This window comes from Pilimelia columellifera subsp. columellifera (assembly GCF_039532605.1).
GTDB lineage: Bacteria > Actinomycetota > Actinomycetes > Mycobacteriales > Micromonosporaceae > Pilimelia > Pilimelia columellifera.
In genome coordinates this window covers 1-19,955 of sequence record NZ_BAAARY010000003.1, presented here as the reverse complement: position 1 = coordinate 19,955, position 19,955 = coordinate 1, and the positions used below count along the sequence as shown (strand labels likewise).

Annotated in this window: 19 protein-coding genes; 8 read left to right on the top strand and 11 right to left on the bottom strand. The window is 70.5% G+C overall.

Annotated features, from left to right (window positions below; translation table 11 throughout):
- Window positions 1–61: 61 nt before the first annotated feature.
- The 3 genes from ABD287_RS04455 to ABD287_RS04445 all read right to left on the bottom strand — a co-directional run bounded on the left by ABD287_RS04455 (window position 62) and on the right by ABD287_RS04445 (window position 4,454).
- Window positions 62–1,780, bottom strand: coding sequence for an alpha/beta hydrolase (locus ABD287_RS04455; RefSeq protein WP_344168656.1), 1,719 nt, complete (start codon window positions 1,778–1,780; stop codon window positions 62–64).
- Window positions 1,777–2,493 (bottom strand): CPBP family intramembrane glutamic endopeptidase, encoded by a 717-nt coding sequence (locus tag ABD287_RS04450; protein WP_344168653.1) that lies wholly within the window; start codon window positions 2,491–2,493, stop codon window positions 1,777–1,779. Before ABD287_RS04450 ends, ABD287_RS04455 begins: the two co-directional genes overlap by 4 nt.
- A 119-nt stretch (window positions 2,494–2,612) precedes the next feature.
- Window positions 2,613–4,454 (bottom strand): phosphoenolpyruvate carboxykinase (GTP), encoded by a 1,842-nt coding sequence (locus ABD287_RS04445; RefSeq protein WP_344168650.1) that lies wholly within the window; start codon window positions 4,452–4,454, stop codon window positions 2,613–2,615.
- A gap of 463 nt (window positions 4,455–4,917) precedes the next feature.
- On the opposite strand from ABD287_RS04445, the gene ABD287_RS04440 reads away from it, so the two are divergent.
- The 3 genes from ABD287_RS04440 to ABD287_RS04430 all read left to right on the top strand — a co-directional run bounded on the left by ABD287_RS04440 (window position 4,918) and on the right by ABD287_RS04430 (window position 6,956).
- Window positions 4,918–5,739 carry a sigma-70 family RNA polymerase sigma factor gene (locus tag ABD287_RS04440; protein WP_344168648.1) on the top strand — a complete coding sequence of 274 codons (822 nt, stop codon included), beginning with the start codon at window positions 4,918–4,920 and terminating at the stop codon, window positions 5,737–5,739.
- Complete coding sequence (locus tag ABD287_RS04435) at window positions 5,723–6,283, top strand: GtrA family protein (RefSeq protein ID WP_425565498.1); 561 nt, start codon at window positions 5,723–5,725, stop codon at window positions 6,281–6,283. Before ABD287_RS04440 ends, ABD287_RS04435 begins: the two co-directional genes overlap by 17 nt.
- A gap of 67 nt (window positions 6,284–6,350) precedes the next feature.
- A complete protein-coding gene (locus tag ABD287_RS04430; RefSeq protein ID WP_344168645.1) occupies window positions 6,351–6,956 on the top strand; it encodes a GtrA family protein in 606 nt (201 codons plus the stop codon).
- A gap of 43 nt (window positions 6,957–6,999) precedes the next feature.
- Here ABD287_RS04430 and ABD287_RS04425 read toward each other — a convergent pair whose 3' ends face one another.
- The 5 genes from ABD287_RS04425 to ABD287_RS04405 form a co-directional block, all read right to left on the bottom strand.
- Window positions 7,000–8,085, bottom strand: a complete 1,086-nt coding sequence (locus ABD287_RS04425; protein ID WP_344168642.1) for a hypothetical protein — start codon at window positions 8,083–8,085, stop codon at window positions 7,000–7,002.
- A 54-nt stretch (window positions 8,086–8,139) separates the two neighbouring features.
- Entirely contained in the window at window positions 8,140–8,520 is a 381-nt protein-coding gene (locus ABD287_RS04420) for a M12 family metallo-peptidase (protein ID WP_344168639.1), read from the bottom strand.
- Between the two features lie 309 nt (window positions 8,521–8,829).
- The gene (locus tag ABD287_RS04415) at window positions 8,830–9,909 is read right to left on the bottom strand and encodes a mannose-1-phosphate guanylyltransferase (RefSeq protein WP_344168636.1); all 1,080 of its coding nucleotides are present in this window, start codon (window positions 9,907–9,909) and stop codon (window positions 8,830–8,832) included.
- Window positions 9,910–9,950: 41 nt separating this feature from the next.
- Window positions 9,951–11,093 (bottom strand): glycosyltransferase family 4 protein, encoded by a 1,143-nt coding sequence (locus tag ABD287_RS04410; protein ID WP_344168633.1) that lies wholly within the window; start codon window positions 11,091–11,093, stop codon window positions 9,951–9,953.
- A gap of 130 nt (window positions 11,094–11,223) precedes the next feature.
- Window positions 11,224–13,572, bottom strand: a complete 2,349-nt coding sequence (locus ABD287_RS04405) for an N-acetylmuramoyl-L-alanine amidase (RefSeq protein WP_344168630.1) — start codon at window positions 13,570–13,572, stop codon at window positions 11,224–11,226.
- 53 nt (window positions 13,573–13,625) lie between these two features.
- Here ABD287_RS04405 and ABD287_RS04400 point away from each other — a divergent pair, with 53 nt between their 5' ends.
- From ABD287_RS04400 to cobM, 5 genes are all read left to right on the top strand, one after another.
- The gene (locus ABD287_RS04400) at window positions 13,626–14,351 is read left to right on the top strand and encodes a TIGR03089 family protein (RefSeq protein WP_344168628.1); all 726 of its coding nucleotides are present in this window, start codon (window positions 13,626–13,628) and stop codon (window positions 14,349–14,351) included.
- 96 nt (window positions 14,352–14,447) lie between these two features.
- Complete coding sequence (locus tag ABD287_RS04395) at window positions 14,448–15,314, top strand: hypothetical protein (protein ID WP_344168625.1); 867 nt, start codon at window positions 14,448–14,450, stop codon at window positions 15,312–15,314.
- Between the two features lie 45 nt (window positions 15,315–15,359).
- Complete coding sequence (locus ABD287_RS04390; RefSeq protein ID WP_344168622.1) at window positions 15,360–15,773, top strand: pyridoxamine 5'-phosphate oxidase family protein; 414 nt, start codon at window positions 15,360–15,362, stop codon at window positions 15,771–15,773.
- 21 nt (window positions 15,774–15,794) lie between these two features.
- Window positions 15,795–17,009 carry a precorrin-6y C5,15-methyltransferase (decarboxylating) subunit CbiE gene (gene cbiE, locus ABD287_RS04385; protein WP_344168619.1) on the top strand — a complete coding sequence of 405 codons (1,215 nt, stop codon included), beginning with the start codon at window positions 15,795–15,797 and terminating at the stop codon, window positions 17,007–17,009.
- Window positions 17,006–17,749, top strand: a complete 744-nt coding sequence (gene cobM / locus ABD287_RS04380) for a precorrin-4 C(11)-methyltransferase (RefSeq protein ID WP_344168616.1) — start codon at window positions 17,006–17,008, stop codon at window positions 17,747–17,749. The genes cbiE and cobM overlap by 4 nt, the downstream gene beginning before the upstream one ends.
- 399 nt (window positions 17,750–18,148) lie before the next feature.
- Here cobM and ABD287_RS04375 read toward each other — a convergent pair whose 3' ends face one another.
- From ABD287_RS04375 to ABD287_RS04365, 3 genes are all read right to left on the bottom strand, one after another.
- Window positions 18,149–18,457, bottom strand: coding sequence for a hypothetical protein (locus ABD287_RS04375; protein WP_344168613.1), 309 nt, complete (start codon window positions 18,455–18,457; stop codon window positions 18,149–18,151).
- A 4-nt stretch (window positions 18,458–18,461) separates the two neighbouring features.
- On the bottom strand, window positions 18,462–19,376 hold the full coding sequence (locus ABD287_RS04370) for a hypothetical protein (RefSeq protein WP_344168609.1): 915 nt from the start codon (window positions 19,374–19,376) through the stop codon (window positions 18,462–18,464).
- Window positions 19,363–19,955: polymorphic toxin-type HINT domain-containing protein (locus ABD287_RS04365; RefSeq protein WP_344168606.1), on the bottom strand; the 593-nt coding region annotated here is incomplete at its 5' end. The genes ABD287_RS04370 and ABD287_RS04365, both read right to left, overlap by 14 nt.

The window sequence follows — 19,955 nt, the reverse complement described above, 5'->3', positions numbered from 1 at the left end:
GGGTAGCGATGCGTCGCGGCCACGATCGCGCTCGGTGGTCCCACGGGCGTGGGTGGGCGGCTCACCCGATTACCGCGACGAGCGCGGCGGTGCGTTGCGGCGTCCAGCCGGGCGGCGGGGCGATCCTGGTCCACGCCTCGGCGCTGGCGGTTCCGTAGTTGTGGCCGAAACCGTCCGGGACGCCGGTGGAGAACGCCATGTCCGCCGACACCTGCCAGAACGTCACGAACGGGTACCAGCGCATGCTCGGCGACACGTCGACGCCGCGCGGCTCCGTGAGCCAGTCGGGCTGGCGGAGCATGAGCCCGGGGCCCCACCAGACGATCGGGTCGGACGGGTGCTGTAGATAGACCACCCGGGTCGGGCCCCAGGCGCCGGCCGGCTGGTCCAGATCCCCGGGGACCCGGGCGAACCGGACGGTGGCGCCCTGCTCGTAGGTGGGCAGGATCTCGGTCGTGCCCGGGTCACGCCCGTCGGCGAACTCCTCCTTGAGCGTGTTGCGCTCCGGCGGCCCGACCAGCAGCATCCCGTCGGTGCGCACGCTCATGTCGTCGCTGCTGCCGAAGGCCGACTCGGCCCCGAACGAGCCCAGGCTCTCGCCGAACACCAGCAGCTTCGGTCGCTGCCCCGGCGGCAGCTTCGACCAGACGGCGTACACCTGGTGGAACAACTCCCGGCCGGCGTCCCGGGCGCGCTCCTTGTCGACCAGGAACGAGATCCAGCTCGGCAGGTAGGAGTACTGCATGCCGACCAGGGCGGTGTCGCCGTTGTACAGGTACTCCAACGGGTCGACGCCCAGGGAGTTGACCCAGCCGGTGCCGGTGGTGGTGATCACGCAGAGCACGCGGCGGGTGAACGCGCCGGTCCGGGTCAGCTCCCGCACCGCCAGGGCGGCCCGCTCGCTGGCCGTCGGCGCGGAGTCCAGGCCGGTGTAGACCCTGATCGGCGCCTTCGGCGGCGCGCCGCCGAAGGTCTGTAGCTGCGACTGGGTGGGTCCGCCCGCGACGAAGGTCCGTCCCTGGTTGCCCAGCGACTTCCAGGCCACCAGCGATTCCGGGCCGCCGGAGCGGGTGGGCTCGGGCGGCGCGGCGACGCCGGGCTCGGTCTCCTCGTTGACGGCTCCGAAGGCGTTGTCGGCGGCGCTGAAGAACCCGTCGATGAGGACGCCGTTGAGCAGTCCGAACGCGAGCGCCGCCGTCACCACCACGCTGGTGAGGCGTGCCGCCGGCGCGGGAATCCAGCGGCCAAGGTGGCGGCCCAGCCAGTGGGCGGTGCGGCGGATCAGCCGGCCGAGGCCGACCAGGCCGGCGAACATGAGCGCGGCGAGCAGGAGCACCAGGGTGAAGCTGGCACGCTCCGGCGGGTCGAGCTGGACCAGTTGGTGGACCTCGCGCTGCCAGCCCGACCCGAGGGCGAGGAAGACGAGGATCGCCAGACCGCCCACCGTCCCCAGCGCCGCCCACGCACGGCGGGAATGCTCGCGCGCCAGGTCGCGTCCGGAGAGCCGACGGATCGCCCACAGCAGCAGCAGTCCCACGCCGTAGCCGATGGCGGCGGCGATTCCGCTGATCAGCCCCTGGAGCAGCGGGCCACGCGGCAGCAGCGACGGGGTCACCGAGAGACAGAAGAACGTCGCGGCGAACGCCAGACCGACGAGGTCGTACCGCAGCGACCGCGGCCACCGGCGGCGAGAGGTCCCGGCGGACTGGTCGGCGGGGGCGTCGTCGGTCTTCGGGTCCCCTGGCTCGGCCATGGCCTGGTGTCCTTCCGCAGTGGTCACGACCGGCCCCCGAGGGCGGCCGTCATGAGGACACCGAGCCCGTTGGTGGCCCAGTGCAGTCCGATCGGGGCGAGCAGGCTTCCGGTACGCCGTCGCAGCTCGGCGAGCACAACCCCGGCGAGCCCGGTGAACAGGACCGCGCCGACTACCGCGGCCGCCCGGCCGCCGCCGGTCACGGTGGCGACCGCGGCGTTAGCCTGGTGCAGCCGCAGCGACGGCAACACGTGCCAGAGGCCGAACAACGCGGACGTCGTCCCGGTCGCCCAGACGGGTCCGCAGGCACGGGCGACGAGGCCCCACAGCACCCCCCGGAAGGCGATCTCCTCCGGCAGCACCGTGGCCAGCGGGATGATCACGAACGCGGTGAGGGCGGCGGCGCCCACCGACAGCTGGTACCGCTCGTCCAGGAAGGCCGTGCGGGTGGCCGGCAGCGCCGCGGCGGCGAGATAGCCGACGGCGACGATCGCGACTGCCGCCGCGCCCGCGACGGCGCCGGCACGCAGGCCGCGCCGGCCCAGGCCCAGCTCCGCCCAGGAAAGCCCGGCCCTCCTGGCGAGGACGACCAGCGCTGCGGCGGACAGCGGGCCGACTACGATCACGCTGTGCCGGGGACCGGCCCATGCGACAAGGTTGACCGCGACCAGCGTGGCGACAGCGACAGCGACGGCGAGCGCGTGCCGCGACATCGTCTGCCGGGCGACCGGAGTGGTCATGCGGTCAGGCTAGCCCGACGATCTGCGCATATAACCCAGAATGGACTATCGCCAAACGGCGGATGGCCCGCCACATCGATCGTGGCGGGCCATCCGAGCGGTGTTTCAGAGTGAACGCGTCACTTGACGCCGACACGCGCTTTCAGGGCGTCCAGCTCGGCCCAGAGGACGGCGGGGAGCTTGTCGCCGAACTTGTCGAACCACTCGGTGATCTGCGGGATCTCGGCCTTCCACTCTTCGTCGTCGACCCGCAGCGCGGCCTCGATGTCGGCCTCGGTGACGTCCAGGCCGTCCAGGTCGAGGTCGGCGGCGGTCGGGACCAGACCGACGGCCGTCTCGACGGCGCCGGCGCGGCCCTCAAGCCGCTCCACCACCCACTTGAGGACACGGGAGTTCTCGCCGAAACCGGGCCACAGGAACTGGCCCTGGTCACCGCGCCGGAACCAGTTGACGTAGAACACCTTCGGCAGCTTCGCGGCGTCGCCCGCGCCGGCCCCGGCGCCCTTGCCCATCTCGATCCAGTGCCGGAAGTAGTCGCCGGCGTTGTAGCCGATGAACGGCAGCATCGCCATCGGGTCGCGGCGGACGACGCCGACCTGCCCGACGGCCGCGGCGGTGGTCTCCGACGACAGGGTCGCGCCCTGGAACACGCCGTGAACCCAGTCGCGGGCCTCGCTCACCAGCGGGATCGTCGTCTTGCGACGGCCGCCGAACAGGATCGCGTCGATCGGCACGCCTCTGGGGTCGTCGTACTCGGGCGCCAGGATCGGGCACTGTTCGATCGGGGTGCAGAAGCGCGAGTTCGGGTGGCTGGACAGCTCGCCGTTGCCGGGCGTCCAGTCGCGGCCCTTCCAGTCGACGAGGTGCGCGGGCGGCTCGCCCATGCCCTCCCACCAGATGTCGCCGTCGTCGGTCAGGGCGACGTTGGTGAAGATGGAGTTGCCCTGTTCCAGGGTGCGCATGGCGTTCGGGTTGGTCGTCCAGTCGGTGCCCGGCGCGACGCCGAACAGGCCGAACTCCGGGTTGACCGCGTACAGCCGGCCGTCGTCGCCGAAGCGCATCCAGGCGATGTCGTCGCCGAGGGTCTCGACCTTCCAGCCCGGGATGGTCGGCTCCAGCATGGCGAGGTTGGTCTTGCCACAGGCCGACGGGAACGCCGCCGCGATGTGCTTGACCTCGCCCAGCGGCGAGGTGAGCTTGAGGATGAGCATGTGCTCGGCGAGCCAGCCCTCGTCCCGGCCCATGGTGGACGCGATCCGCAGCGAGTAGCACTTCTTGCCGAGCAGGGCGTTGCCGCCGTACGCGGAGCCGTAGGACCAGATCTCGCGGGTCTCCGGGAAGTGCGAGATGTACTTCTCGGTGTTGCACGGCCACGCCGAGTCGGCCTCGCCCGGCGCCAGCGGGGCGCCGATCGAGTGCAGCGCGGGCACGAACTGGGCGTCGTCGCCCATCCGCTCCAGCACCTGGGCGCCCATCCGGGTCATGACCTTCATCGAGACGACGACGTACGGCGAGTCGGTGATCTCGACGCCGAACATCGGGTTCTCGGCGGTGAGGGGGCCCATGCAGAATGGAATGACGTACATGGCCCGACCGCGCATCGAGCCCCGGTACAGCCCGGTCATGAGCTGCTTCATCTCCGCCGGGGCCATCCAGTTGTTGGTGGGACCGGCGTCGGCCTCGTCGTTGGAGCAGATGAAGGTGCGCTCCTCGACCCGGGCGACGTCCGAAGGGTCGGTGCGGCACCAGAACGAGTTCTTCTTCTTCTCCGGGTTGAGGCGCACGAGGACGCCGGCGTCGACGAGCTCGTCGGTGAGCTGGGTCCACTCGGCGTCGGATCCGTCGCACCAGACCACGCGGTCGGGCGTGGTGAGCGCGGCGACCTCGCGCACCCAGGACAGCAGTGCGGCGTGGGACGTGGGCGCGTCCTCAAGCCCGCGAACGGTGGTCGGAGCACTCATGAAGGATCTCCTCGATGATCGGCGCTGCGCTCCCGGTGACGGCCTGGTCCGGTCAGGGGCCAGCCGCGACGCCGGTCCCGGGGCGGGACGGCCGAGCCGCTGAGCGCCGTCCGGCGGCGCGGTCAACCCGCGCGTGGCCAGGCAGTTTCAGGAGTTGGGCTCAGCGTAAACCCACCTGGGGTGAACGGCAGCCTGGGCGCTTGTGAACAAGTGCACAAGCGGGGGTGATCATGCATTCAGACGTTTATGGGAGCGCTCCCACGGACACCTGCGCGCATCGTGGTCGATTCAGCAGAATTCTTTCGGTCCGGGACCCTGTTGGCCGGAGAGCCAGCGGAGCACGACGAGACCCGGCAAGGCCCCCAGATGTAGCACTTCTACAAAACGGAATAATCACCTAAAATCCCCCATCTGGAAGACGTACCGCTCTGTCCCGCCCCACCCTCCCCCGACTGGAGGCGGCATGGCCCCCGCGCAATCGCCCGACAACCCCGAACGACCACCAGGACCAACACCGCCACAGGACGAGCCCGAGCTGCTCGCGGCCGTCCGCGCCGGCCACACCAGCGCCTACGGCAAGCTCTACCGACGGCACCTCGCCGCCGCCCGTCGGGCCGCCCTCAGCCTCGCCCGCGACCGCGCCGAAGCCGACGACCTCGTCGCCGAGACGTTCGTCCGGGTGCTCGCCGCCCTCCGGCGCGGCCACGGACCGGACCGGTCCCTCCTTCCGTACCTGCTCACCACCCTGCGGCACCTGCGGATCACCCGCGCCGGCGCCGAGGCGCGGCTGGTGCTGACCGACGACCTCACCCGGTACGAACACGGCGAGCCGTTCCAGGACCCGACCGTCGCCGCGCTCGACCGCTCCTACGCCGCCCGCGCCTTCGGAAAACTGCCCGAGCGCTGGCGCACCGTGCTCTGGCACACCGAGGTACGGGGCGAGCGCCCCACCGACATCGCCGAGCAACTGGGGCTGACCCCCAACGGCGTCTCGGTTCTCGCCCACCGGGCCCGGGAGCGGCTCCGGGAAATCTACCTCCAGGAGCACCTGGCCGACGCTCCCCGGCACGAGATGGCCCGACAGCTCGGCAGTTACGTGCGCGGCGGGCTGGCCCACCGGGAGCGGTCCAAGGTCGCCACCCACCTCGCCACCTGCCCGGCCTGCCGGCGGTTGCACGGCGAGCTGACCGAGGTCGCCTGCGGGCTGCCCCGCGGCGTCGCGGAGGCGTCTCAGCCGAACCTCAGACAGGACAGGTACCGTGGTGGCGATGCGCGCCGCCGTTGACCAACTTCCCCCCGATGGCTCAGACCTACCTGGGTTGGACCGTCGTCGGGGGCCGTTCGCCTTGGCCCGGATGCTCTGGGCGCGGGTCGAGCACCTGGCCCACGAGATGGGCAAGTTCGGGATCGTCGGGATCAGCGCCTTCGCCGTCGACTCGGCGCTGTTCGCGATCCTTCTCAGCAACCGGATGGAGCCGCTGACCGCCAAGACCCTCTCCACGGCGGTCTCGGCGACCCTGGCGTTCCTCGGGAACCGCTTCTGGACCTGGGCGCACCGGGAACGCTCCGGGCTCGCCCGCGAGTACGGCCTGTACTTCCTGTTCAACGTCATCGGGCTGGGGATCGCCGTGGCGGCGCTGGGGCTGAGTTACTACGGCCTCGGGCCCATCTGGCCGGTCTTCCAGACTCCGCTGGCCAATTTCGTGGCAGCCAACATCGTCGGCACCGGCGCGGGCACGCTGTTCCGGTTCTGGTCATACCGGCGGTTCGTCTTCGTCGAGGCGCAAATGCCACAGGTCGCCGCCGCGTCCGCCGAAAACAACTACTGAGGGTGACCTAGTTAGCACTCCCCGACGGCCGCCACGCCGGGCTGCCGTCCTGCCGTAAGGTGGCCGAATGCGTCCTGCCCAGCTCACCCGGTTGCTACCCGCGCGCGTGCGTGGGATCGCCCCCGAGGCGCTGCGCTTCCTGACCGTCGGACTGGTCAACACCGGCGTCAACTTCGCCGTCTTCAACGCGCTCATCCTGACCGTCTTCGCCGACGGCCAGCTGAAGGCGAACGTCGCCGCCACCGCCGTGGCGACCGTGACGTCCTACGTCATGAACCGCCGCTGGACGTACTCCGACCGTCCGCGGGCCCAGGTCCGGCGCGAGTTCCTGCTGTTCGCTTTCTTCAACGTCAGCGGGCTGGCGATCGAGCTGCTCGTCCTCGGCCTGGCCAAGTACGGCCTCGGACTCACCGGGGTTCTGGCGATCAACGCCGCCAAGGCCCTCGGCGTGGGCCTCGGCACCGTCTTCCGTTTCTGGTCGTACCGGACCTTCGTCTTCACCACCGCGTCCAAGCTCAACGCGGCCGCCGCCGAACAGACCGTGGTGGCGCCGCGCCCCCGCCGCGGTCACCGACGCCCGGTCGCCACCGAGACGGTCGACCGCGAGTTCGACGAGCTGACCCACCCGCTCGACGTCGCCCTGCCGGAGCCCGCCCGCCCCGCCCGCCGCTGACCCGCCCGGCCCAGCGGGGTCCAGCGGGTCCAGCCATGGTCGGTCAGGTGTGGAACAGGGTGATGCGGTGGTCCTCGTCCGTGACGTAATGACGGACGCCATTGGTCTCGGCCAGCCCCTCGACGTGGTGTAACGGCGCCAGGTCGGCGATCCGCTCCACCGGGAGCACGAGTGGCCACCTCCGCTCCGGGACGGCCGCCCCGCAGCCGGATCGGGCCGGTGGCGGGGAGACGAGGGACCCGGGCAGCCGGAAGCGCACATGGCGCGAGGTGATCTCACCGCCGGCAGGGTGGTCATCCAACACAGCGGACTCCTTGCCGAGGGCGTCGATCGAGCCGACCACCGCGTCGTAGGCGCCGTCCGGACGTGCCGACAACGCCCGGACACCGGTCAGCTCACCAGGCCCGGTCGCCCCCGTGAGAACGTGCACGCCGACCACCGTCGGCCAGGACCGCGCCGGCCCGAACATCGCCGGCACGTCGGCCAGCTCCACCAGCAGCGGCGACCCGTCGGCGGCGACCGGGAACCGCAGTCCCAGCAGCAGCGTTCCGGCCGGGGTGAAAGCGGCGCCCTCCACGTTGACCGGAACATCACCCACAGCGAGCCGCGACGTCCACGCCTTGCCGCGCGCCGCGCCACGGGCTCTCGTGGCGGCGATGAACCGCTCGCTGACCAGTTCCCCAGGCTGCGTCAGCGGGACGCCAGCCAGGGCCTCGTTGATGATCCGGTGGAGCCGGAACTTGTTCCGCACGATCTCCAGGGGCGCCGGGCCGGACGCTGCGGCGGCCTCCGGGAAGCGGGCCACGAACGCCCGTCGCGGCCGCAGCGGACCCCGCTTCGAGCCGAAGTGCGAACCGATGACGTAGACGTGCCCGTCATGGTGCGCCAACGCCTCGCCGTCCTCGGTGCGGCCGATCTCGGCGCCGGCGTCGCACGACTGGTGGTGGGCCGTCCACGAGCCGTCGGGGCGTTGCAGCAGCAGCGCCAGGCAGTCCTCGACCGGGCCCTCGTCGAGGACCGTCCAGAACCCCTGGCTCGCGCCGTGCGCAGCCAACAGCGTCGCGTCGTGCACGGGCAACAGGTCGCTCGCCTCGTTCCCGGCGACGACAAGCTCAATCTCCTCACGCATGGCGGCAGCGTACGCACCCGGATCACACTCCGGGCGCGTACGCTGCCCATCCCCCTACCGGAAAGACGCGATCTTCCCCGCGGTCTCGTTGAGAACCCTGGCATTGTCGCTGGTCCTCTTGTCGCCCAGCGTCACGCCCTTGAACTTCGACCTGGGCCCCGACCAGTAGTTGACCCGCTGACACTCGGTGCGGCAGGCGTACGACATGACCGTCCGGTGCTTGCCCTCCACCTTGAAACCGTGCCCGTACGGGAACGGACGGGTCCCGGGCGAGGTCTGCGGGTCATGTTGGGCCCCCTGGTTGTGGCCCATCTCGTGCGCGACGGTGTAGAGGCCCGTCGCGCAGCTCGTCGAGACCACCGAGAACCCGCGGGCGGCGGTGGCGTTGAGCCAGCCGATGCCGCAGACGCTGCGGTCGACCACCAGCAGCACCACCAGAATCCGGCCTCCCGGTAGCTCATCGTCTGGTAGCCGGCAAGCTTGGCCGTGATCTTGACGCTGTGTCGCATGTGGTGCGTCTCCTCGGCCATGGAACAGCCAGGCCCGGCCGGCCCGACCACCCCGTCACTGAAGGTGGCTACTGAACGGACGGACGACTTGTTCCTGGCGACACTGCCGGTGAGGCGGCAGGACGCCCGGTGTGACCCCCCAGGTCCAACCGCCAGAGAACACGACCATCAATCGATCCGCAATCGGTCCGAACGATGAATCTCCTGCTCACGGCCGATGTCGACGGTTCACCGCTCAGACAAGATCGCCGTCGCCACGCCCCTTTAACGCATCGACGAGACGTTTGACCTCCTGGGCGCGGCCCCGAGGGCACACCATGACCACGTCCGGGGTGTCGACCACGACCAGATCGCGCAGTCCCAGGCCGGCGACAAGTCGGTCCGTCTGGCTGACCACGACGCTGCCGGAGCAGTCGTCCAGAAGCACCCGTCCGGACGAGAGCACGGCGTTGCCGTCGTCGTCACCGGGGAGCACCTCGCCGAGGGTGTGGAAGTCGCCGACGTCGTTCCAGCCGAAGTCGCCCGGCACGGTGGCCACCCGGCCAGCGGCCGCCGCGCCCTCCATCACCGCGTAGTCCACCGAGATCTTCTCCAACGTCGGCCACACCTCGCCGAGGACCTCGTCCTGCTCCGGGGCGCCCCATGCCGCCGCGATCCGGTCCAGGCCGGCGTGCAGCCGGGGGTTCTGGCGCTCCAGCTCAGCCAGGAACACCGCGACCTTCCAGACGAACATGCTGGCGTTCCACAGATACTGACCAGAGTCCACATATCCGACAGCGACGTCGTAGGGCGGCTTCTCCTTGAACTCGGCCACCCGGCGCGCCGGTCCGTCGAGCTGCTCGGCGCAGTGCAGGTAGCCGTAACCGGTCTCCGGCCTCGTCGGGGTGATGCCGACGGTCATGAGATGACCGGCGCGGGCGCCGGCCACGGCCTGGCTGATGACCTCCCGGAATCGGTCCACGTCACCGATGAGGTGGTCGGCGGCGAAGGAGCCCATCACGGCATCCGGGTCACGGCGGGCGATGAGAGCGGCGGCCAGACCGATCGCCGCGCAGGAGTCCCGGGGCGAGGGCTCAACCAGCAGGTTCCGCCCCGGCAGCACCGGTAGTTGGCGGGCGACAGCGGCGGCGTGCGCGACGCCGGTGACCACGAAGGTCCGCTCCGGACCGGCCAGCGGACCCAACCGCGCGACGGTCGCCTGGAGCAACGAGTCGACGCCGCCGCTCAGCGGGTGCAGGAACTTCGGGTGCCCGGCGCGCGAGAGCGGCCACAGTCGGGTGCCACTGCCGCCAGCCGGAATGACCGCATAGAACATTTGCCCATCATGCCGTACCGGAACGATCCGACCCGCCTCGCCTACGGGGCGACCCGACGCCAGGCCGCCATGTGCACCTCGGCGCTGGCCCGCCAGGTGAACTCCTTGGCCCGCAGCAGCCCGGCGGCGGCCAGCTCGTTGCGGCGCGGCTCGTCGTCGAGCAGCGCCGTCAGGTCCGCGGCGATCTGCTCCGGCTCCTCGCCGGTGTACGCGACAGCGTCCCCGCCGACCTCGGGCAGCGACAACCGGGGCGTCGTCAGGACCGGCGCCGCGCAGGCCATCGCCTCCAGCACCGGCAGGCCGAAGCCCTCGCCGTGCGACGGGTACGCCGCCACCAGAGCCCCGCCGAGGAAGCCGGGGAGGTCGGCGTAGCGCAGATAGCCGGGTCGTAGCAGCCGCAGGTGCGCCGGTACGTCCGCGACGGCCAGGTCGATCTCGTCGTCATGGCCGTGGCCGCCGGCGATGACCAACGCCGGCGGGTTCGGTCGGTCGGCCACCGCGCGCGCCCAGCCGCGGACGAGGTTGGGGACGTTCTTGCGGGGCTCCTTGGCGCCCAGGAATGCCACGTAGTCCTGCCCGGACAGACCGAGCCTGGCCCGTACCCGGTCCTTCTCCTGCGGGGAGGGCGGGTAGAAAGCCGTCTGGTCGACCCCGTGGTAGGCGACGTCGATCCGGGTCGGGTCGGCGTCCAGGATGCGGATCAGCTCGTCGCGGGTGGCCTTGCTCGGGACGATGACCCGGGACGCCCGGCGCAGCGAGGTCTTGGTGGCGCTGCGGAAGAACGCCCGCCGCGACTTGTCGTAGTGCTCGGGCTCGGTGAAGAAGGTGGCATCATGGACAGTCACCGTGACCGGGCAGGTCGCCCGCAACGGGCAGGTGTAGAACGGCGAGTGGAGCACCTGGACGCCGTTCTGCTGGGCCAGCAGGGGCAGGCCGGTCTGTTCCCACGCCAACCGCGCCGGGCGGTGCACCACCGCGGCGGGGGCGGTGAGGATCTCGGCGCGGCGCAGGATGTGGGTGTACCGCTCCACCTCGGTACGCTGCGCGACGACCATGAGCTGCACCGCGTCCTCCGCCGCGTCGAGCGCGCCGAGCAGCCCGTCGACATATCGGCCGACGCCACCGCGATCAGCCGGAACGCTGGTGGCATCGACGAGGACACGAGGCGGACGACCGGACGTCACGAGGCTGCTCCTGAGCGGAAGACACATTCGTGTGAGCGTGCTGACCCCGACCAGCCTACGCCCCGCGAACTAGGGTTCCCTGCCCACGACGCGACCTGCGACGCTGTTTGTCTGAGGTTTACCTCCCGCGTCAGCTCATCGCGATCGGGTGGTAGCCAGGGCCACCGTAGACGAACGCGCGGCCGGTGCTGTAGCGCCAGACGCCGGCCGCCCAGACCACCCGGTCGGCGGCCACACCGCCCAGGTACTGACCGGGCAACGGGATGTAGTCACCACCCAGTGACCACACCCCCACCGGCGTGGTCATGATCCGCACCTGGTCGGTGGCGGTCGACCAGGTGGCCAGTTCGTCGGCGCCGTCGCCGTCGTAGTCCGCGGGCGCCGGCGCCGCGTTGCCGGGGCCGAAGGTGATCGCGGCGCGGCCACGCACGTGCCAGACTCCGGTCGCCGGACGGTACAGGGCCAGTTCCTCAAGGCCGTCGCCGTCAAGGTCCAGCGGCGTGGGGACGTCGCCGACCTGGCCGTGGGCGATGGGCGGCGCGCCGTAGCGGTACCACGACCCGGCGACATAACCGACGAACTCGGCGACCCCGTCGCCGTTGGTGTCAGCCGGCGTCGGCATGATCCCTGACGGCATCTTGACCCGGTGCGCCCGCCGCGAGTGGCTGGCCCAGACGTGCCACCAGCCGGTGGACGGCCGGTAGATGGACAGGTCGACGCTGCCGTCGCCGTCGTAGTCGGCCGGCGTCGGGACGTCGCCGGGCAGGCCCCGGACGGCCGCGCCGCTGACGCCGTGCAGGTACCAGTGCCCCGTGGCGGCGCGCCACAGCGAGGGCCGGAGGCGGGAGGCGGCCGGGTTCGTCCACCGGCCCAGGAACGAGGCGGTCAGTCGTCGGATCGCGGGCAGCGCGGCCATGCCGCGGGCGCCCGGACACTCGGTGTGGTTCGTGGTGCGGTGCCCGAAGATCCGGGGCACGACGACGGTCGTCGGGTACTTCCACCGGGACGTCGAGCCGCCGCCGGTGAGGCGCACCGACCCACGCGGGTCGAAGCCGGGGCTGAGGGAGAACTTCCAGGCCAGGTAGTAGGAGATGTTGCGGATCTGGGTGGACGTCAGCGACCGGGAACCGTACGTGCCGATGAGCGAGACGCCGGTGACGTAGGAGTTGAAGCCACCGGTGTGCGCGCCGATGACCGATGTGGTCACCCCGCCGCGCCGCCCTTCCCAGATCCGGCCGAACCGGTCTACCAGCACGTTGTACCCAATATCACCCCACTTGCGACTGATCGCATGGAAATGATAGATCGACCGCAGGATCGCCGGCACCTGGGTGGCGCGGTAGTTGTTGCTGGTCGCCGTATGGTGCAGGGCCGCCGCCCTCGTCTCAGGCAGGTGCTCGGCGTCCCAGCCCATCCAGCGCTCGTTGGCGCCCCAGGAGGCGCGACGCCGGATCGCGGGCATCGTCAGCCGCGGGGCCAGGTACGGCGAGGTCACCGCCGCGGAGGCGACCAGCCGCATCGCGCCGGCCGGCGACGCTTCCCGACCGCCGGCGGCGGGACCGGGCGGACTGTCGCCGGTCGGGGCGACGCCGGAGGCGCCTGGGCTGGCGGAGGCGTCCGGGTCGGTGGGCGGCGCGCTGGCCGAGGGGCCTTTCGGTGGCGCGCTGGCCGAGGGGCCGGGTGGCGCGGGTTCTGCGGGCGGGGTCGTGGGGGCGATCCGCGGCAGGTCGTCCCGCGGGGACAGCCGGGCGACCACCTCGTCCGCGGCCCGTCGGCCGGGGTCGATGAGGTCGACGGCGAGGTCGCGTGGCAGCACGCCGCCGACCGCGGTCACCGCGACCTCGACACCGGTGGCCGGGCCCCACCACTGCAGCTCCGAGCCGTCCCGGAAGGTCCGACCGCCGGCGGCGGGGGCGTCGTGTCCACCTTCACCCCCACCGGAGGTCTCCCAGTCGCTCCACCGACTGTTCTGCCGGACCCGGACGGCCAACGACACCAGCGCCTGGGCGGCGCCGGGCGTGGTCCAGGTCAGACCGACGGCCGAGAACTCGGGAGTCTGGTTCCGGCGGACGGTGATGGTCCTGCTGGGCGCGCCGGCCGGGGCGCTCTCGGCGGTGTCCGGGTCGACGGTGACGCCTGGCGGCGGCTCGGCGGCGACCTGGGCGCCGCGGGCGGGCCGGGTGAACTCGCCGAGTCGCAGCCGGGTGTTGCCTTCGGGCCGGTCGGTTGGGGCGGGACCGTTGGCGATGACGGCGGCGACGTCCGGGTCTTCGACGACCGGCGCCAGCGGCTGGCTGGTCGGCGCGGCCGGCAGCTGGGGGGACGGGTCCAGCGTGCCTTCGACGCCGGGAATGTTCTCGGGCTCGGGGTCCGCCGACGGCGGCGTGGGCGCGGTCAGAGCCACCAGGGCGACGCCGGCGACGGTGGTCGGCGCCGCCAGCAGGACGGCGGTCAGTCGGTATGGTCGCTGGGTCCGCATCCGTGGTCCTCCCCTGGTTCCACCTGGACCCAGCCCACCTTATGAGAGGCTTCGTGATCATAAGTCCGGAAACGGGGAATAGTCTGTTTGATGAGGCCATCGCAGCGGACCCCACCCGACCGATCCTCACCTGGTACGACGACGCCACCGGCGAGCGCGTGGAGCTGTCCGGGGCGACCCTCGACAACTGGCGTGCCAAAACAGCCAACCTGCTGGTCGACGAGTGCGGGCTCGGCGACGGGGACACCGCGCTGGTGCTGCTGCCACCGCACTGGCAGAGCGCGGCCGTGCTGCTCGGCTGCCTCGCGGCCGGGCTCCGGATCACCGACACCGCGCCCGAGGTCGTCTTCGCCACCCCCGAGCGTGCCGGCGAGGCGGACCCGCAGGCCGCTGACCGATACGTGGTCGGGCTGGCGCCGATGGGAATGCCGCTGGCGAACCCCCCGGACGGTTTCACCGACTACATCACCGCGGTGCGCGGCCACGGCGACCGGTTCGCCGCCGCCGTCCCGGCCAAGCCCACGGACGTGGCCTGGGAGACCAACGACCGGATCCTCACCCATGCCGAGCTGCGGGCCGCCGCCCGGAACCGGGCCGCCGAACTGGGCCTGACCACCGGATCACGGGCGCTCGTCGACGCCTCGGCCCACTCCGCGCCGCTGGACTGGCTGCTGGCGCCGTTGGCCGTACGGGGCAGCGTCGTGCTCTGCGCGAACCTGGACGGCGCCGTCGTGGCGCGTCGGGTCGCCGACGAGAAGGCGACCATCGTTCTGGCCTGAGATGTCGCTGATCCGCTGTTCGGCGTCACTGCGCGGCGACCGCGGCGTAGTCCACGGCAAGTGGCTGGGTCGCGGCGACGACGGTACGGTGCGTCAATGCGACACATGAGAAGCCTTCTCGCCGCGACGCTGGTCGCGCCGCTGATATGGCTGCTGGTCGGGTACGGGCAGACCTGGTCGGCCAGCGCCCTCCGGCAGTGGGAGGACGTTGAGATCTACCGCACCGCCGAGCTGCTCCCCGCGCTCGGCTGTCTGGCCGGGGCGGCGCTGCTCGTCGCTGGCCTGCTCCCGCGTCGGGTCTCGCCGGCCGGTCCGGCGACGGCAGCCCTGCTGCTGGCGGTCCCGGTCACCGCGCTCATGATCGATCCCTTCGCGACGATGTCGGCGTTGACCCGGACCTCCGTCCTGGGCCGGGACCTGCCGCTGGCCGCGCCGGTCGGCAACGGCACCCTGCCGCTGCTGGTGACCCTGCTGCTGTTCGCCACGGCGTTGCCCGCGCGATGGCGTCGCCCCGCCCCCGCCCCCGCGCCGCCGAGCCGACCGGTGACGGGGCGCGACCCGGAGGCCACCGGCGCCTGGGCCGCCCGCTGGCGTGACCGGACCGCCAGGACCGACGCTGGCGGACCCGGGGCCGGCCGGCCCACGCTGGGCGCCCGCCTGGCCGCGAGCCTGAACGCCGGCGACCACCCACCGGCCAGCCTCAACGAGCCGCCGGGCCGAGCCCGTGACAGGCAGGCCGAGCCAGCGCCGCCGCCAGCGCCCTACGAGCGGATCGACGACGTGACCCGCGCCTACGACCTGAACAACGACGCGTCCGATCCGCAACCGGCTGCGGCGACGCCCGGCGACAGGCGGGCGGGCCCCGTCCGCCGGCACTCGCTCAACCGCGCCCCGGCCAACCGGTTGCCCCGGCCGCGTTCGTCGACCGAGGACCGCTTCTTCGGCGACGACGCCGACCGGTGAGCGTCCGCCACACAACGACCACGCCCGTCGTCGAAAGCGAGCGTCATGGCCACGCCGACCCGGCACCGGATCGACCCGCAGTCGCCGGCGCTCGCCCAGTTCCTCACCGAACGTCACCTGGCGACCCTGACCACCCCGCGCCCTGACGGGACGCCGCACGTCACCCCGGTCGGCGTCACCTTCGACCCGGTCACCGCCACCGCCCGCGTCATTACCTCGCGGCCGTCGCGCAAAGCACGGAACGTCGCGGCAGCCGGCCCGGACGGCGCCGCGGTCGCCGTCTGCCAGGTCGACGGCCGACGCTGGGTGACCCTGGAGGGCCGGGCTGTCGTCGACGCCTCGCCGGCGGCGGTGGCCGAGGCCGAACGCCGGTACGCCGCCCGCTACCGGCAGCCCCGACCCAACCCGCAACGGGTGGTGTTGACCATCGCGGTCACCCGGATCATCGGCAACCTGTGACCCGCGTTAGCGTCAGTCCCCGTGACCAACTCCCCGCTGCCGGTCGTCGGGATCGGCGCCGACGGCTGGACCGGCCTGACCACTGCCGCGCAGGCGGCGTTGCGTCAGGCTGAGGTGATTCTCGGCGGACGCCGGCACCTGGACCTGCTCCCCGAGGACATCACCGCCGAGCGGGCGCCCTGGCCGTCGCCGATGCTTCCGGCGCTGCCGGGCCTGCTCGACGCGCACGCCGGCCGCCGGATCGCCGTCCTGGCCAGCGGCGACCCGATGTTCTACGGCGTCGGCGCCACCCTGGCGCGGCTGCTCGGCCCCACGGCGGTGCGGGTGCTCCCGCACCCGTCGGCGGCGGCGCTGGCCTGCGCCCGGCTGGGCTGGCCGGCTGAGGACGTCGAGGTGGTCAGCGTGGTCGGTCGCCCGCTGGCCGGGCTGCTGCTCAGCCTCGCCCCGGGCCGGCGGTTGCTGGTGCTGTCGGCCGACGCCGGCTCCCCCGCCGCGATCGCCGGGCTGCTGCGCGAATCCGGGTACGGGGCCAGCGGGATCACCGTCGCCGAACAGCTCGGCGGACCCGGCGAACGCCGCACCGCCGGCTCGGCGCTGAACCCGCCGGCTGGCCCCTTCGACCCGCTGAATCTGGTCGCCGTCGAGTGCGTCGCCGACGGCGGGGTCACGCCGCTGCCTCGCGTGCCCGGCCTTCCCGACGACACCTACGCCACCACGGACGGACAGCTCACCAAGCGGGAAATCCGGGCGATCACCCTGGCCCGGCTGGGGCCCCTGCCAGGCCAGCTGCTGTGGGACGTCGGGGCCGGCTCCGGCAGCGTCGGCATCGAATGGATGCGCGCCCATCCCAGCTGCCGGGCCATCGCCGTCGAGTCGCAAGCCTCGCGGGCCGCGCACATCGCCGGGAACGCCGAGGCGCTGGGCGTCCCCGGGCTCACCGTGGTCGTCGGGGCGGCGCCGGCGGCGCTGGTCGACCTGCCCTCGCCGGACGCTGTGTTCGTCGGCGGCGGCGTCACCGCCGACGGCGTCCTCGACGCTTGCTGGGCGGCGCTACGGCCCGGTGGACGCCTTGTCGCCAACGCCGTCACCGTCGAATCCGAGACCGTCGTCGCCGGGTGGCGGGCCCGGCTCGGCGGCGAACTGACCCGGATCAGCATCAGCCGGGCCACGCCCGTGGGCGGCTTCACCGGCTGGCGCCCCGCCATGCCAATCACACAGTGGGTGGTGACCAAGTGACCGTGCACTTCATCGGCGCCGGGCCGGGCGCAGCCGACCTCATCACCGTCCGCGGGCAGGCGCTCATCGCCTCGTCGCCGGTCTGCCTGTACGCGGGCAGCCTCGTCCCCGCCGAGCTGCTGGCCGGCTGCCCCGCCGGCGCCCGAATCGTCGACACCGCGAAGCTGAGCCTCGACGAGATCGTCGCCGAGCTGGTCGACGCCCACGCCGCCGGCCACGACGTGGCCCGACTGCACTCAGGCGACCCGTCCGTGTTCAGCGCCGTCGCCGAACAGATGCGCCGGCTCGACGCCGCCGGGGTGCCCTACGACATCACGCCAGGGGTGCCGGCGTTCGCCGCGGCCGCCGCGTCCCTGCGCCGAGAGCTGACGGTGCCCGCCGTCGGGCAGACCGTCATCCTTACCCGCACCTGGGCACAGGCCACCCCGATGCCACCCGGCGAGGACCTCGACACCCTCGGCCGCAGCGGGGCGACGATCGTGCTGCACCTGGCCGTCCAGCGGATCGACGCCGTCGTGGCCGAGCTGCTGCCGCGTTACGGCGCCGACTGCCCCGTCGCGGTTGTCGCCCGGGCCAGCCGCGACGACGAGCTGATCCTCCGTGGCGCCCTCGCCGACATCGCCGGTCAGGTGCACGAGGCCGGGGTCAAGCGGACAGCGGTGGTAATCGTCGGGCGGGTGCTCACAGCCGGCGACTTCCCAGACAGCCACCTGTACTCAGCCGACCGCTGCCGCGCGTAAACGCCCCGACCACGACTCTTGATCCTCAGGTCAACCATTGCCCTGAGCCGGGGGTGCGGGCCACTTCGCGACGGACAGTCATTCGGTCGAATGTGCCTATCGGGCGACGAGCTGACTTTGCCGGGCCCTGGTATGCAGGTGGTGTCGTGTCCCCGCTCGTCCGCATCGCGACGGTGGGGACAGTCACAAACCGCGCCGAAAGCACCCATACTCAGGGTGCCGGTCAGAACGCCGGCTACCGCCACAGCAGCCTCCTATTGTCAATAATGGCTAAGGAACAATGACCACGCGAAGCGACAAACTCCACCAAAGATCGCCATAAATTGACAGAGGAGCGAAAGGGAGCTAGCGAAGCCTTCTCCACATGCGCGCCCATACACCCTCTCTTGATGTGCCAGGTTAGGCGTTGAAATACGCCTTCTCAGCAGCAATCAGCAACTCGCCAAGCGTCGACTCAATCGGCCAGGAATCCGTCACCACTCGACCTATGCCGCGAGGCCGATTTCCTGAGTCGGGAAGGTTGCCGGTATCGAGGCAATCAGCCATCGATCGAAGGTGACGATAAATGAGGGCGAGCTCCTGCTCGGTGCTGACCGCGCCCTTGCCTACACGGGTACGCTCCAGCTCGATTTCCAGAGCGGCGAGCGCCGAAGCCGCTGCTACTTTCGCTTGCCTTATACGACGCAGCCCGAGTTCGCCTCCGCTCATAGCTTCAGCCGAGAGAAAAGCGCTCGCGTTCGACAGTTCTAATAGTTTCCAGAATCATCTTGTTAGGCAAGTCCAATTGTTCTGCGAGGTGGACAAACATCTGCGCTGCAATAGCAACTATATCTTCGTCGCTTATGCTGTCAATGAGCCCGCTTTCACCGAGTGCGCTTCGGACGAGCAATTCTGCCTCGATCGAGGACAAGGTGATGTTATTCCAGACCGGCTTTTCAATGCCAGCAATAAATGTCTTGACTTCTTCATAACCATGTTTTTGTTTGAACCGGAGCCTGACAAGCTCTCGAAAAGAGCAATAGGCAATCTCGAAAAGTCGTTCCGATTCAGCCGGATTCGAGCGCATTTCTTTCCGGGACTTCTTGAATTCATTGTCGTTCCGCTGAGCTAGCCAGAAGATCATTCTTCCGGCAGCAGAGCGGGGGAGATCTGATTTCTCGTGACGCGCCATATTTTGCAATACAGAATTTAGCTCCGCTCTTCTGTGTTCTAATAAGTCTTCGACGCGCTGCCGTAGCGTCGCATCATGTTCACTGAGTCCCAGTTCGCGCATCAACTGCGCCGCTAGGTGGGATAGCAGAACAAACGCCGACTCTAACGATATTGAGATATCCAATTGCTCATGGCGGACGATCGAACCAACCAAGGCCAACCCCTGGAGCCGCTGGTCAGGAATAATAGGCGACATTTCTGCATCTGCACGGTCAGCTAGCGCTACCAGACTTTCTGCAGACGGATCGCCTGAAAACTTATCGGAGAGCAGAATCAGAAAGGTGGTCAACAAACGCAACGCATTCTCGCCGACAGCGGTATTAGTGGTTCCCGCTACCGCTCTGCGCGCCACCTGGTCAGGACTACAAATCAACAGGTCACTCGGCATCAACAAGGCTTCTTTACTTTCCGCCACGGTTCTTCAAACCTCTCCACACAACTCGTCCGATGAATGCAACGGCCATAATGGCACCGCCGACGCTGGCATCAGGCAAGGCAGCTTGAGGTAGCAATTGCGGCCCCCCAACAATCTCGGTTGCTCCCGAGACGGTCTTCTCTGCTTGGTCGACCTTATCAACACGACCCTGCGTCTGCTGATCGCGTACACGGAAGCGCCGCAGCGCATCATCGCCCGCATCTGGCTCGCGGTGGCGTCCAACATACCCTGGATCTTGGCCGTGACCGTCACCCCGGTGCTTCCCGACATATTCGTCTGCATCGCGGCCGCAGTTGTGGACGAGGATGGGGGTGGTGCCGGCTAGTACATGGTAGGTGTGGAGACCGTCGACGGTCAGGTTATAGACCTGTTGGTGTTGTTTCCAGGTCCGGGTCTTGACGACCTCCGCCTTGCGGTTGTCGGCGGTGACGAATCGGTAGCCGGGTTTGAGATCTTTGGCCCTTAGACCGTGTGTCAGTTGGGGTTGTTGCTGGTCAACAGGTCGAGGCGGACGGCGCGGCGGTAGCAGATGACAGCGCATGCAGCAGCAACGAATGC

What these genes read in the sequence shown, in the direction of transcription:
- ABD287_RS04450 (WP_344168653.1), bottom strand. Translation starts at nt 2,493, where the DNA reads ATGACCACTCCGGTCGCCCGGCAGACGATGTCGCGGCACGCGCTCGCC.
- ABD287_RS04445 (WP_344168650.1), bottom strand. Translation starts at nt 4,454, where the DNA reads ATGAGTGCTCCGACCACCGTTCGCGGGCTTGAGGACGCGCCCACGTCC.
- ABD287_RS04440 (WP_344168648.1), top strand. Translation starts at nt 4,918, where the DNA reads ATGGCCCCCGCGCAATCGCCCGACAACCCCGAACGACCACCAGGACCA.
- ABD287_RS04435 (WP_425565498.1), top strand. Translation starts at nt 5,723, where the DNA reads ATGCGCGCCGCCGTTGACCAACTTCCCCCCGATGGCTCAGACCTACCT.
- ABD287_RS04430 (WP_344168645.1), top strand. Translation starts at nt 6,351, where the DNA reads ATGCGTCCTGCCCAGCTCACCCGGTTGCTACCCGCGCGCGTGCGTGGG.
- ABD287_RS04425 (WP_344168642.1), bottom strand. Translation starts at nt 8,085, where the DNA reads ATGCGTGAGGAGATTGAGCTTGTCGTCGCCGGGAACGAGGCGAGCGAC.
- ABD287_RS04415 (WP_344168636.1), bottom strand. Translation starts at nt 9,909, where the DNA reads ATGTTCTATGCGGTCATTCCGGCTGGCGGCAGTGGCACCCGACTGTGG.
- ABD287_RS04405 (WP_344168630.1), bottom strand. Translation starts at nt 13,572, where the DNA reads ATGCGGACCCAGCGACCATACCGACTGACCGCCGTCCTGCTGGCGGCG.
- ABD287_RS04395 (WP_344168625.1), top strand. Translation starts at nt 14,448, where the DNA reads ATGCGACACATGAGAAGCCTTCTCGCCGCGACGCTGGTCGCGCCGCTG.
- ABD287_RS04390 (WP_344168622.1), top strand. Translation starts at nt 15,360, where the DNA reads ATGGCCACGCCGACCCGGCACCGGATCGACCCGCAGTCGCCGGCGCTC.
- ABD287_RS04375 (WP_344168613.1), bottom strand. Translation starts at nt 18,457, where the DNA reads ATGAGCGGAGGCGAACTCGGGCTGCGTCGTATAAGGCAAGCGAAAGTA.